Raw genomic sequence first — 12,181 nt, 5'->3', positions numbered from 1 at the left:
ATCCAGCTTGTTAGGCACCTAACAAAAAGCAATCAAGGAGACGCACATGAATATTTCCAACACCGAAAAGCTGTTCCACCAACTGCACTACTGCATGAACCTGCTGCACCGGGGCCACGGCCCGCACGGCCCACACGGGGGGCGCGGCGGCGCGCATCGCGGGCAGGGCCGGGTTCTGGCCCTGCTGGCCGAGCAGGACGGACAAAGCCCGCGCGACCTGGCCGCCCTGCTGCGCGTGCAGCCCCCCTCGCTCAGCGAACTGCTGGACAAGCTCTCGCGCGACGGCAGCATCGAACGCCGCCGCCACGAGGAAGACCAGCGCATGAGCGCCGTGTTCCTGACCGAAAAGGGGCGGGCCATGGTGGACGAGGTGCGCCAGGCCCGCAAGGACGCGGCCGAGGCCACCCTGGCCGGACTGTCGGACGAGGAGCAGGCGGCCCTTTCCGGGCTGCTGGACAAGCTCATCGCCTCGCTGGAGGCCAGGGAAGGCGATGACGGCGCATGCCGCCGCACGGGCGGTCATGGACATGGCCGGGGCCGGGGGCGTCATGGTTGCTGCGGGAGCGAGGACACCGAGGTTGAAGGCGGGCACGGCGGACGCCATGGGCATGGTCCCCACGGGCACGGCCCGCACGGCCAGGGCTGCCGCCACGCGGCGCATGGTTCCGAAGCCCGCGCCGATGCGGAAGAGGGGCGCGGTGGACGCTGCGGCCATGGCCGGGGCGGGCACGGAGGGCGGGGGCATGGCGGGCAGGCCGGGCAGGCCGGGCAAGGCGGACAGGGCGGCCGGGGACGCCACGACGGGTTCGGCCCGCATGGTCCGCGCGGCGGCCAGGGGCTGGAAGCCGAAGCTTCCAACACCGCTGCCCGCGACACCGACACGCCTGACGCTTTCACGACGGATGCCGAGCACGACGCATAATCTCGCGCATATCCAAAAAACAAGGGGCACCCCGGCAACAGCCGGAGTGCCCCTTGGCGTTTTGCGGAACATGCCCTCGCCACGCGGGGCAAGATCGTCCCCCGCCAGCGATGCCGCGTCCCGTCCCCCCTAGGGCGCGTCGCCGGGAAACACCACCCGCCCGGCCTTGGCCAGGTCGTACCCCTCGAAGCCGTCTGCCAAGGCACGAAAACGCGCGTCCACCAGCATGCCCAGAAACAGCTGCACCCCCCGGTCGAAGTACCGGGCGCGCGGCACCAGCAGGTCGAACCGCTCGCGCTGCACCGGCACGAAGCCCAGACCCAGCAACCCCGCCACGGCACGGATGCCGGGGGCGGCGGCGGCCCGGCCCGCCAGCACCTCGATGCCCGCGTCCAGATGGCGGCGCACCTCGATGCCGTAGCCGGGAATGCGGGCCGGGTCCGCCCCCACGCGGGCAAGCTCGGTGTCGAACAAGAGCCGCGTGCCCGTGCCCAGCGGCCGGTTGACCACCCGCAGACCCTTGCGCACGATGTCGCCCGCGTCGCGCACGGCGCTGGGGTTGCCGGGGGCCACCAGATAGCCCTGCTCGCGGATGCAGAAATTGACCACTGCCGGGGCTTCTTCCAACTCGCGCCGGGCATGGCTGAAATTATAGTCGCGGACGGCTTTGCCGCCGCCCCGGCCGCTCCGGTTGTCACCCCGTGTTTCGCTCCGGGTATCAGCAGACGCAAGGGCGGGCTCCGCCGCGTGGTCCGCGCCGGGGTCGCCCTCCATCAGGTGGCTGGCCGCCATGTGGCACAGCCCCTCGCGCATGGCGCGGATGCCGCCCAGGCTGCCCAGGTTGGCGAAGGCCGCGATGTGGCCGGGGTTCAAGTCCGCGAACAGGCCCATGGCCTTGTCCAGCAGCAGGTCGTTGCTGCCCGCCAGCACCAGCACGCCGCCGCCCGGCTGCACCGCCCCGCCCGCGCGCTCCGGATGGTTCACGGTGTTGTTTTCCAGCCACTGTTCCACCAGATGCGCGGGGAACAGCCACTTGCCGGTCACCTTGGTGGCCGGAAGGCCCTTTTCGGTGATCAGGCTGTAGACCATCTTCTCGTTGACGCCGAGCACCTTGGCCACCTCGCGGGTGGAAAGCAGCTGCTTCACGGATGCGCCTCCTGCGGGCTTGCGGACGGGGAGCGGAGGGAGTTCGATGCGCGGTCCAACAAGACCTGCCCGGCAAGGCCCAAGACCTTACCGGCAGGGCTCGAAGCCGCGCCACCTTGGCGGCCAATGTAGCCGCACTCGGCCAACGGTGCAACGCATGGGGCCGGATTGCCGCCCCGCCGCTACCCCAGCCATCCCGCGCAGCGCGGCACCGCCACGGCGACACCGCATCATGCGGCATCAGGGCGCGCCGTCACCCGCGCCGCATCTAGTCCTTGCCATCATGCCGGGCTTGGGGTAATGGGCACACTCCCGTTACGCGCCCGGCATTCCAAACTATCGCCAAACGTTCGCCAAGAGTTCGCCGGGCGATCGTAAACGCGCCCGCCAGACAGCGGCGCAGGCGCCGCCCAAGGCCCGCGCCCCGGCTGCAACCGCCGGCACATCGAAAATTTCCGCACGCACCCGCCCGGCCCCGTGTGCCGCATTGCGCGACGCGCCCCGCCGGGCTACGCTGTGCCCCAGCGGCGGCCCTGCCGCCCTCCTGTCATCCCATGTCATCCCACAGTCAGAGAACGCCATGCCCATAGCCCAGCCCCCCGCCCCGTCCGCGCCCGTCACCACGCATCTGCCCAAGATCGCGCTGGTGGGCCGCCCCAACGTGGGCAAATCCACCCTGTTCAACCGGCTCATCCGCGCCAACCGGGCCATCACCCACGACCGGCCCGGCGTCACGCGAGACCGCATGGAAGGCCAGGTGCGCTCGCGCGGCAAGCGCACCTTCGCCATCGTGGACACCGGCGGCATCACCCTGGACGCCCACGCCGCCGTGGCCGAAGGGCCGGAAGGCATCCGCGGCTTCGAGGCGGAAATCCTGCGCCAGGCCGAAGCCGCCATGGCCGAGGCCGAGGGCATCTGCCTGGTGGTGGACGGCCGTGACGGGCTGACCCCCTTCGACGAGCACCTGGCCGCGCACGTGCGCCGCGCGGGCAAACCCGTGCTGGTGGTGGTGAACAAGGTGGACGGCGTGGAGCGCGAAGACGAGATGCTCGCCGAATTCCACGCCCTGGGCTTTCCGCTGCTGCCCGTTTCCGCCGCGCACGGGCACAACGTGCGCGTGCTGGAAGACGAAATGCGCGAAATGCTGCCCGACGAGCCTGAAGAAGAAGGCGCGGAAGACGGCGACGGCGTGGATTCAAATAACGAGGACGATTTCGGCCTTTCCGGTGCAAAAGACGACGCGGACAGCGCCGAGGGTGAAGAAGGCGGCGAACCCGCCGCAGAACCCAAAGGCCCTCCCTACGACCCCGCCCACCTGCGCCTGGCCATGCTGGGCCGCCCCAACGCGGGCAAGTCGTCGCTGGTCAACGCCCTTACCGGCCAGCAGCGCATGATCGTCAGCGATCTGGCGGGCACCACCCGCGACAGCGTAGACGTCAGCTTCGAGTCGGGCGACAAAACCATCACCTTCGTGGACACCGCCGGGGTGCGCCGCCGCTCGCGCATCACCGATTCGGTGGAGCGATTCAGCGTCAACGCCTCGCTCAAAAGCACCACCAAGGCCCACGTCACCCTGCTGGTGCTCGACGCGCTGCAAGGCGTCACCCAGCAGGACAAGCGCCTGGTGGACCTGCTGGACGAACGCAAGACGCCGTTCATGGTGCTGGTGAACAAGATCGACCTGGTGCCGCGCAAGCTGATGCCGGACCTGGAGGCGTCGTTCAAGGGCATGCTGGAATTCTGCTCCCACGTGCCGCTGCTGTACGTTTCCGCCAAGTCGGGCAAGGGGCTTGCCCCGGTGTTGGCCATGGCCGAGCGCATTCGCGCCGAGTGCCACGTGCGCGTGGGCACCGGCCAGCTCAACCGGGCCATGGAAGAAGTGCTCACCCGCCACCAGCCCCCGGTGGTGCGCCGCCTGCGGCCCAAGTTCTTCTACCTCACCCAGGCGGAGACCAACCCGCCCACGTTCGTGTTCTTCGTCAACGATGCCGACCGCATCCAGACGCCGTATGCCCGCTACGTGGAAAAGGCCCTGCGCAAGATGTTCCGCATCGAGCACGCGCCCATGCGGGTGCGTTTTCGCTCGTCGCACAAGAAGAAGGGCGAATAGCGGGCGCCCCGCGCCAAGACGCGCACCGGCTGCCGCAACCGTCCTCGTTCCGCTTTCTCCCGCCCCGTATCGTTCCACCCCGTACTGCCAGTACGGCCCGGACCGATGCGGGGCGGTTGCGTTTCCGGCCGCATGAGTTTTCGCACCTGCCGCGCGGGGCGGTTTGCCCTTCTGTTTCCGCCGCACCTTCACCTTGCGGCCCATCCCGGCTACAGTGCAGGCCGACAGGAGGCCGCCATGCCCCAACCTTCGCCGACGCCGTCGTTTCCCCCACCCTTTCCGGAACAATTGCTGGAAGTCGCCCACCGGCTGGCCGCCCAAGCACGGCGGATCGCCTGCCGGGCGGGCGGCTTTCTGGCGCGCCACGTGTCGGGCCGGGCCTTTTTCCGGGCCTTGCTGCCCGCCGCCGCGGGGCTGTTCCTGGCCCAGTGCACCATGGCCCCGCTGGCCAACGTCACCGCCGCCCGCGAGCAGGCCCTGCTGGCCGAGTCCCGCGACAGCCGCCTGGCCGCCACGGTGACCGCGCTGGCCCAGGCCCTAGGCGAACTGGCCGCCACCCAGCCCGACGAGGCCGCCCGGCGCGAGTTGCTGGTGCGCGCCGTGGACCCGGTGCGCACCAGCGCCGCCCACTGGGACTACGTGTTCCTTTCGCGCGGCACGGTGAACGTGCACACCCCCACCCTGCCCGATGCGGGCGGCGTGGACTTTGGCGGGGCCGCCGACGTGCACGGTGCGCCCTTCGTGCGGCGCATGATGGACACGGCCCGCGCGGGCGGCGGCTTCACCGAATGGATGGCGGACCTTGGCGACGGCCGCACCGAGGCGCGCCGTGCCTACACCCTGGCCGTGCCCGGCACCGACTACTGGCTGGGCGCATGGGCCCCGGCGGATGCGGCGCCGCCAGGCGCGGCCGCGCCGGGCACACCCGGCCAGCCCGCCCCCACGCCGCGCGCCGTGGAATTCCACGCCCTGCGCCTGGGGTGGCTGGCCGCCCTGGGGGTGGCCCTGCTGGTGGGGGTGCTGGCCCGCCGCCGCGAGGACGCAGGACGCTAGGCCGCGCCAACCCGCCACCCCACCGCCCTGTCACCCTGTCGCCCTGTCGCCCCGCGGCATGCCCCTTGCTGTCATGTTCTTTTGCCCCACGCCGCGACACTTTCGTCGCATGGCGCGACATTCCGCGTTTCGCGCGCCGTTTTTGTCGTTTCCGACATCAGGAGCCGCCCCATGAAAAGCCTCGACGACCTCATCCTGTCAGTGAGCCGCATGGGCCACATGGACGGGGAAGACCGCCAGCCCCCGCCCCCGACGGACCTGCTGTGCTACGCCCCCTGCCCGGTGAAACTGGCGGTGAAGGACGCCCTCGACGCGCTGGCGGACGCGCTGGCTCACGCGCACGCTGGTGACGGTGATACGCTGGCCGTGCACATTCCCATGGGATGCACCTCGGTGGACCCGTACGACCCGCTGCACCGCGAAACCGATCCCGACCTCCTGCCGCAGGTCATCGCCTCCATCGGCTTCGGCGATTTCTTCCGGCACGGCTTCGTGGAGCGCTTCGTGGACGCTGGGGTGTTCGCCGCGCCGGAACCCGCCGCCGTCACCCCCATGCACCGCGCGGCGGGCATCGTGGACCCGGCGGGCCGCTACCTGGTCTACGGGCTGACCCCGTACATCTTCCTCATCGACCGCAAGCGGCTGGGCGACCTGCCCGTGCCGCGCCGCTGGGCCGACCTGCTGGACCCCTGCTACGCCGGGCAGGTGAACATGTGCGGCGACGGCGACGACATGGCCGACGCGGTGCTGCTGTCCATCCACAAGGATTTCGGCATGCAGGGCATCGCCCGGTTCGCGGCCAACACGCGCGGGCTCATGCATTCCTCGCGCATGGCCAAGTCGGGCGGCGCGCCGCAGGCCGGGGGCATCTACATCCTGCCGTACTTCTTCGCGGAAACCACCCGCCAGCCAGACCACATGCAGACCGTCTGGCCGGAAGACGGCGCGGCGGCCAGCCCCCTGTACATGCTGGCCAAGCGCACCGCCCGGCCCCGGCTGAACCGGCTGATCGACTTTTTCGCCACCGGGTTCGGCCAGATAGAAAGCGCGCGCTGGTTCCTGCCGCTCACCGGGCCGCTGCCGCAAAGCCTGCCCCCGGGGGCCGCCATCAAATGGATCGGCTGGGACTACATCCGCGCCACCGACATCACCGCCCTGCGCGACCGGCTGAACGGCGAATTCCGCCTGCTGGTCAAGGCGCGCGCGGAACAGGGCACGGGGGGCGCCCCATGCGCCTCGTGACCGTGGCCGGGCCTCCCTCGTGCGGCAAGACATCGGTGCTTGCCCGCGCCTGCGGGTTGCTGGCCGCGCAGGGGATGCACACGGCGGTCGTCAAGTTCGACTGCCTGCAAACCCGCGACGCCGACGCCTACGCGGCGGCGGGCATCACCGCCGTGGCCGCGCTGTCCGGCGGGCTGTGCCCGGACCACTTCTTCGCCACCAACCTGGAAGAAGCCTGGGACTGGGCCGCCGGGACAGGGGCGGAGTGCTGCGTCATCGAAACGGCCGGGCTGTGCAACCGCTGCTCGCCCCATCTGCGCGGGGCGCTGGCCCTGTGCGTGGTGGACAACCTGATGGGCATCGACGCGCCGGAAAAGATCGGCCCCATGCTGCGCCTGGCCGACATGGTGCTGGTGACCAAGGGCGACCTGGTCTCGCAGGCCGAACGCGAGGTGTACCGCCACCGCATCCGCCAGATGAACGGCCGCGCGCTGATCCGCCACATCAACGGGCTGACCGGGCAGGGCTGCCAGGAACTGGCCACGGTGCTGTCCCGCGCGCCGGACATCGCCACGGTGACGGACATGCGGCTGCGCTTCGCCATGCCCGCCGCCGTGTGCTCGTACTGCCTGAGCGAGACCCGCATCGGCGCGCGCTACCAGAAGGGCAACGTGCGCAAGGCCGAGTTCGCCGCCACGCCCCCGCGCGACCCGGAGGGCGAGGCCGCCTACGCGGCGGGGGGAGAGGGCGACGCGGGCGCGGGCACGGCAACGTTCAGGGAGCATCCCCATGGCAACTGACGCCCCGGTGCTGCGCACCCTCACCGTGCTGGCCGGGCACGACAAGTCGGGCCGCGCGGAACAGGCGGACGTGGCCTTCCGCCCCGGCGAGGTCACGGCCCTGCTCGGCCCCACGGGATCGGGCAAGAGCCGCTTCCTGCACGACATCGAATCGCTGGCCGCCGCGGACACCCCCTCGGGACGGCGCATCCTGCTGGACGACGCGGTTCCCGACGCCGACCGCCGCTTTGCCCTGCAAGGACGACTGGTGGCCCAGCTGACCCAGAACATGAACTTCGTGCTGGACATGCGCGTGCTGCCGTTCATCCGCATGCACGCCGAAAGCCGCGCCGTGCCCGACCCGGACGCCACGGCCCGCGCGGTGCTGGCGGCGGCCAACGACCTTGCGGGCGAACCGTTCGGGGACGACGCACAGCTCACCCAGCTTTCGGGCGGGCAGTCGCGCGCGCTGATGATCGCGGACGCGGCCCTGCTCAGTTGGTCGCCGGTGCTGCTGATAGACGAGATAGAAAACGCCGGGGTGGACAAGCGGCGCGCGCTGGACCTGTTGCTGCGCAGCGACAAGATCGTGGTCATCGCCACCCACGACCCGGTGCTGGCCCTGTCCGCCGACCGGCGGCTGGTGTTCGAGCACGGGGCCGTGCGCGCGGCGCTGCGCCGCACTGCCGAAGAAGCGCGCCTGCTGGCGCACGTTGCGGCCATGGAGGACCAGCTTTCCGACATCCGCGCCCGGCTGCGCCGGGGCGCGCCCGTGGCCTGACCGCCAAGGGCTAGTCCGGGGCATCGCCCCCCGTCAGGCGCTCGTACAGATGGCGGGCCAGGTCCTCTTCCCGCCAGTCCAGGCGGTCCAGCCGTGTCAGCCCGGCGTCGCTGGCGGCCTGCCGCGCCGCGCGCAGTTCCGCCCCGGTGGGGTGGCGGCCCATTTCCGCGTTCCCCACGGCCCGGCCGTACGGCCGGTACTGCCCCATGACGTTGACGTAGGTGCGCGGTGACAGCCCGGCCAGAAAACGCATCCACTGCGGGGTGCCCGCAAGGCCGCCCGGCAGCACCAGATGCCGCACCAGCAGACCACGCACGGCCATGCCCCGCCCGGCCTGTCCGGCCCCTTCGTCCTGTCCGGCCTGTTTGGCCAGCACCAGATCACCCACCTGGCGGTGCATCTCGGCCACGGCCTCGCGCGCCCGCTCCGGATAGTCGTGCGCGCCGCACCACCGCGCGGCCACGGCCGGATCCCAGAACTTCACGTCGGGCATGTAGATGTCCACCACCCCGTCGAAGGCGCGCAGCGTGGACAGCGCGTCGTACCCCCCGCTGTTCCACACCAGCGGCAGCGCAAGCCCGGCGGACACGGCCACGGCCAGCGCCTCCATGATCTGCGGGGCCACGTGCGAAGGCGAAACCAGATTGATGTTGGCGGCCCCCTGCCGTTGCAGGTCCAGAAACACGGCGGCCAGCTGCTCGGGCGTTGCGCGGTGGGCGCGCGGGGGCTGTTCGCGTTCGTAGCCTTGCGGGGGCTGGCTGATGTCGCGGTTCTGGCAGAACCCGCAGGACAGGTTGCAATGGGCGAAGAACACCGTGCCGGAGCCGGTGGCCCCCACCAGCGGCGCTTCCTCGCCGTGGTGCAGACAGTAGTCGGCCACCTCGGCCATGCGCCCGGCCCCGCACAGGCCGTGCTCACCGTGCTGGCGGTCGGCCGCGCAACGGTGCGGGCAGATGTCGCAGGCGGCAAGGCGCGCCACCAGCGCATGGGCGCGGCGGGTCAACTCTCCGGGCGGCAGGGACAGGTAGGCGGCGGGCATGGGCACCTCCGGTGTTCCCGCCGTTGTGGCGCGTTTCGCGCGGCGATGCAACGCGCGGGCAAAGAAAGGCCCGAGCAAGGAAGGGCGGGGGATGCGGCACGTGAACACGGGACGGTGAAGGCCAGCTTCCACGGGCGGAAAGCCGGAGGAAAGACGACCTGGTCCCGGACGAACCGGCCGAAAAAAATGGGGCAACGCGCCTTGGCGCTGCGATCCGGAACCCGTCGGCCTAGCCCGTGGGCAGCCCCGGCAGCACCAGCGCGCGGGGGCCGGTAAGGCGGGCCTTGACCCGGCGGTAGGTTTCGGGAAGCACGCCGAAGCGGTAGGACCACAGGGCGCAGCGGTCGCGCGCGTCGCAGGTGCGCACTTCGCTCCGCTCGCCACCGCAGCAGGCCACGCAGTAGCGGCGGATGGCCCGCACCGGGCGTTCGTCGGGCAGGGTCTGGGCGATGAGCGGCAGCGCGCCCGGCAGCGGGTCTCCGGCGGACGGATCGACGGGATCCCCGGCCGCGGGATTCGCGTCGGCATCGCCGTCCCCGGTCGGATCATGCTTACCGGCATTGACGCCGCCCGCCACGATGCCAGCCAGCCGCCACGCATACAGGCCGCAGCCCGTGTCCGGGCACAGCCGCACCTCGCGCGCGACACCGCCCTGACAGTCGAGGCAGAAGCGGCGGATGGCGCGGATGGTCTTCACGTGCGACATGGCTCCTCCCCTACACGGTTTCTCCCGCACCCGCCACGGGTTTATGCGCACGGGACGGGCGTTTCCCGCCATGCTCCCAAGCCCGGCACGCCCCCCCGCGCGCGTCCGTCCGTCTGCGCCAGACGGGCCGCCGTCACGCGCAAACGGCCCGCACCCCCAAAAGGGCGCGGGCCGTGTTCATGTCTTCACGCATCCGGCGGGGCGCGCCGCCACGGCGCGCCGGGCGTCAGGCCTTGTCGGCAGAGCCCGCCGTCAGCTGGTCGATCTGCTTTTCCAGCGCCTTGGCCAGCCCGGCCAGCTTCAGCACGGCCCCGGCGGCCTGGTTCATGCCCTCGGCCGTTTCCGAGGCGATGCGGCTGATGTCATCCACCGCGCGGTTGATCTCCTCGCTGGTGGCGGACTGCTGCTCGGCAGCGGTGGCGATGGAGCGCACCTGGTCGGAGTTTTCCTCCGACAGGGCCACGATGCGCTGCAGGGCCTCGCCCGACTGGCGGGCCATGCGGGTGGCCTCGTCCACGGCGGCCGCCGCCGTCTCCATGCCCTTGATGTTGTTGCGGGCCCCGGCCTGGATGGACTGGATGGCCTGGCCCACTTCCTTGGTGGCGTTCATGGTTTTTTCTGCCAGCTTGCGCACCTCGTCGGCCACCACGGCAAAGCCGCGCCCGGCATCGCCGGCGCGGGCCGCCTCGATGGCCGCGTTCAGGGCCAGCAGGTTGGTCTGGTCCGCGATGTCGCTGATCACGTCCATGATCCGGCCGATGTCCTCGGCCTGCTTGCCCAGGGCCGACATTTCGCCCTGCAGGGTCTGGGCCTGCTCGTGCACCTGGCTGATGGCCTCCACCGCGCCGCCGACCACCTTTTCGCCTTCCTGGGCCTTGGACTTGGCTTCTTCGGCGCTGTGGGCGGAACTGCCGGAACTGCGCGCCACCTCGAGCACGGTGGCGTTCATTTCTTCCATGGCGGTGGCGGTTTCGCCCGCGCGGGCCGACTGCTGCTCCGCCCCGGCGGAAACCTGTTCCACTTGCGCGGACAGGGCTTCCGCCGCCAGCGAAACCTGCTGGGCGATGGTGGATGCCTCCCCGGCCACCGAGGTCATGCGCCGCAACAACTCGTTGACCCTGGCTTCCTGCTCGCGGGCTTCGGCCAGGGCGGTTTCGGCGCGGGCCGCGTGGGCGTCGGCGTCGGCTCGGCGTTGGTCGGCCTCGTGCATCTTCTGCTTCAGGTTGCCCACCATGGTTTCGATGGCGCCCTTCACCTCGCCCAGTTCGGCCGAATAGTCGCCCTCGGCGCGGGCGTCCAGCGAACCGGCGGCCACCTGCCCCGCGAACTGGCGGATGCGCAACAGCGGGCCGATGACGCCCCGGTTCAGGATCACCCAGATCGCCGCGAACAGCAGCGCCAGCACCAGCAGGGTCCACCCGGCCACGGCCATGCGCGCCTGCGTGACCTGCTCGTGCGCCTTTTGCAGCGAACTGATGACCACGAAGGCCCCGTGGGTTTCCCCCACCTTCCAGCCTTCCTTGGTGCCGCCCACCACGTCGGGCTGCCCGGCCTGGTCGCCGTGGCAGAACAGGCATTCCTGGGTCAGCTTGATGGGCCTGAAATAATAAATCTTGTCCGGAGTGTGGATGACCTTTTCCGGCAGGTTGCCGCGCTCCATTTCCTGCATGGCGGAAAGCTCGAGCGGCGTCGGGGTGTTGGCGGGGTTGCGCGGCTGCACCTTGGGCACCCGGAACTCGTACCCCGCCTGCGCCGCGTTCTGCGCGGCCATGCGCATGGCGGTGACCACGGGCACCGCGTCCATGATCTTGTCGCGGGGCAGTTCCGCCAGGGGGCGCATCAGCCCGATTTCGAGCTTGCGGCCCATCTCGTTGCGGGTGGCCTCGGCCATGAGCACCACGGCCCGGCTTTTCTGGAGAATCGCTTCTTCAGCCCCGGTGCGAATGTCGTCCACGCGCTGCCAGGCCATGATGGCGGCCACGATGACCGGCCCGACAAGCGCCACGATGAGGATTTTCCATTTCAGGCTGAGATCGCGAAACATAGCCCCTCCCAGGGATGACGAAACAATGCGCGCCGGGTGTTTTCGGCGCGCCTCACGCGGACCTAGCTCTATCAGGAATCACTGTCAACAAGCACGCCGACGTCATGCACCGCATGCCTCCTGCAAGAGCCTGTTTCCATGGGTGCTTATCGGCAGGTTGCCCACACAAACTTTAGTCGGCGGCAAGGATTTCACATGACGCTTGAAGCGGCGAGGTTGCTCGAAGACCTCTGCGCAGGACGCCCTCGGACGACGGCGTGAAACAGGGGCAAGACAGGGCAAGACGGGTGGCGGCGCATGGAGCGCGATCAGCAGTACGGCAAAAGGCCGACCAAAAAAAACGCGGGCGCCGCAAATCGCCCGCGTTGTCCTTGCCAGCC

The 12,181-nt window shown here is 70.4% G+C and carries 10 protein-coding genes; 6 read left to right on the top strand and 4 right to left on the bottom strand.

All coding sequences use genetic code 11. The features are described from left to right. Positions 1 to 46 precede the first annotated feature (46 nt). Entirely contained in the window at positions 47 to 922 is an 876-nt protein-coding gene (locus RVX_RS01065; RefSeq protein WP_116307060.1) for a MarR family winged helix-turn-helix transcriptional regulator, read from the top strand. A gap of 129 nt (positions 923 to 1,051) precedes the next feature. Here the strand turns inward: RVX_RS01065 and RVX_RS01060 are convergent, their stop codons facing one another. After that, entirely contained in the window at positions 1,052 to 2,068 is a 1,017-nt protein-coding gene (locus RVX_RS01060; RefSeq protein WP_116307062.1) for a helix-turn-helix transcriptional regulator, read from the bottom strand. 580 nt (positions 2,069 to 2,648) lie between these two features. On the opposite strand from RVX_RS01060, the gene der reads away from it, so the two are divergent. From der to RVX_RS01035, 5 genes are all read left to right on the top strand, one after another. Then, entirely contained in the window at positions 2,649 to 4,178 is a 1,530-nt protein-coding gene (gene der / locus RVX_RS01055; protein WP_116307064.1) for a ribosome biogenesis GTPase Der, read from the top strand. 237 nt (positions 4,179 to 4,415) lie between these two features. After that, the gene (locus tag RVX_RS01050; RefSeq protein ID WP_116307066.1) at positions 4,416 to 5,231 is read left to right on the top strand and encodes a hypothetical protein; all 816 of its coding nucleotides are present in this window, start codon (positions 4,416 to 4,418) and stop codon (positions 5,229 to 5,231) included. A 171-nt stretch (positions 5,232 to 5,402) separates the two neighbouring features. After that, positions 5,403 to 6,473, top strand: a complete 1,071-nt coding sequence (locus RVX_RS01045; RefSeq protein ID WP_116307067.1) for an ABC transporter substrate-binding protein — start codon at positions 5,403 to 5,405, stop codon at positions 6,471 to 6,473. Continuing rightward, on the top strand, positions 6,461 to 7,252 hold the full coding sequence (locus RVX_RS01040; RefSeq protein WP_116307069.1) for a GTP-binding protein: 792 nt from the start codon (positions 6,461 to 6,463) through the stop codon (positions 7,250 to 7,252). The genes RVX_RS01045 and RVX_RS01040 overlap by 13 nt, the downstream gene beginning before the upstream one ends. Further along, positions 7,242 to 8,012: an ATP-binding cassette domain-containing protein gene (locus tag RVX_RS01035; protein WP_230404708.1), complete on the top strand. Its 771-nt coding sequence runs from the start codon at positions 7,242 to 7,244 to the stop codon at positions 8,010 to 8,012. Before RVX_RS01040 ends, RVX_RS01035 begins: the two co-directional genes overlap by 11 nt. A 10-nt stretch (positions 8,013 to 8,022) precedes the next feature. On the opposite strand, the gene RVX_RS01030 is transcribed toward RVX_RS01035, so the two are convergent. The 3 genes from RVX_RS01030 to RVX_RS01020 form a co-directional block, all read right to left on the bottom strand. Continuing rightward, positions 8,023 to 9,051, bottom strand: a complete 1,029-nt coding sequence (locus tag RVX_RS01030; RefSeq protein ID WP_230404710.1) for a radical SAM protein — start codon at positions 9,049 to 9,051, stop codon at positions 8,023 to 8,025. A 229-nt stretch (positions 9,052 to 9,280) separates the two neighbouring features. Further along, the gene (locus tag RVX_RS01025) at positions 9,281 to 9,757 is read right to left on the bottom strand and encodes a hypothetical protein (RefSeq protein ID WP_116307073.1); all 477 of its coding nucleotides are present in this window, start codon (positions 9,755 to 9,757) and stop codon (positions 9,281 to 9,283) included. 226 nt (positions 9,758 to 9,983) lie between these two features. Then, positions 9,984 to 11,801 carry a methyl-accepting chemotaxis protein gene (locus RVX_RS01020; protein WP_116307075.1) on the bottom strand — a complete coding sequence of 606 codons (1,818 nt, stop codon included), beginning with the start codon at positions 11,799 to 11,801 and terminating at the stop codon, positions 9,984 to 9,986. Positions 11,802 to 12,181: the final 380 nt, after the last annotated feature.

The organism is Nitratidesulfovibrio sp. HK-II (assembly GCF_003402415.2).
Taxonomy (GTDB): domain Bacteria; phylum Desulfobacterota; class Desulfovibrionia; order Desulfovibrionales; family Desulfovibrionaceae; genus Cupidesulfovibrio.
Note: the sequence above shows the minus strand (reverse complement) of the source record. Positions and strands in the feature narration are given on the sequence as shown.

What these genes read in the sequence shown, in the direction of transcription:
- RVX_RS01065 (WP_116307060.1), top strand. Translation starts at nt 47, where the DNA reads ATGAATATTTCCAACACCGAAAAGCTGTTCCACCAACTGCACTACTGC.
- RVX_RS01030 (WP_230404710.1), bottom strand. Translation starts at nt 9,051, where the DNA reads ATGCCCGCCGCCTACCTGTCCCTGCCGCCCGGAGAGTTGACCCGCCGC.
- RVX_RS01035 (WP_230404708.1), top strand. Translation starts at nt 7,242, where the DNA reads ATGGCAACTGACGCCCCGGTGCTGCGCACCCTCACCGTGCTGGCCGGG.
- RVX_RS01050 (WP_116307066.1), top strand. Translation starts at nt 4,416, where the DNA reads ATGCCCCAACCTTCGCCGACGCCGTCGTTTCCCCCACCCTTTCCGGAA.
- RVX_RS01040 (WP_116307069.1), top strand. Translation starts at nt 6,461, where the DNA reads ATGCGCCTCGTGACCGTGGCCGGGCCTCCCTCGTGCGGCAAGACATCG.
- RVX_RS01020 (WP_116307075.1), bottom strand. Translation starts at nt 11,801, where the DNA reads ATGTTTCGCGATCTCAGCCTGAAATGGAAAATCCTCATCGTGGCGCTT.
- RVX_RS01025 (WP_116307073.1), bottom strand. Translation starts at nt 9,757, where the DNA reads ATGTCGCACGTGAAGACCATCCGCGCCATCCGCCGCTTCTGCCTCGAC.
- RVX_RS01045 (WP_116307067.1), top strand. Translation starts at nt 5,403, where the DNA reads ATGAAAAGCCTCGACGACCTCATCCTGTCAGTGAGCCGCATGGGCCAC.
- der (WP_116307064.1), top strand. Translation starts at nt 2,649, where the DNA reads ATGCCCATAGCCCAGCCCCCCGCCCCGTCCGCGCCCGTCACCACGCAT.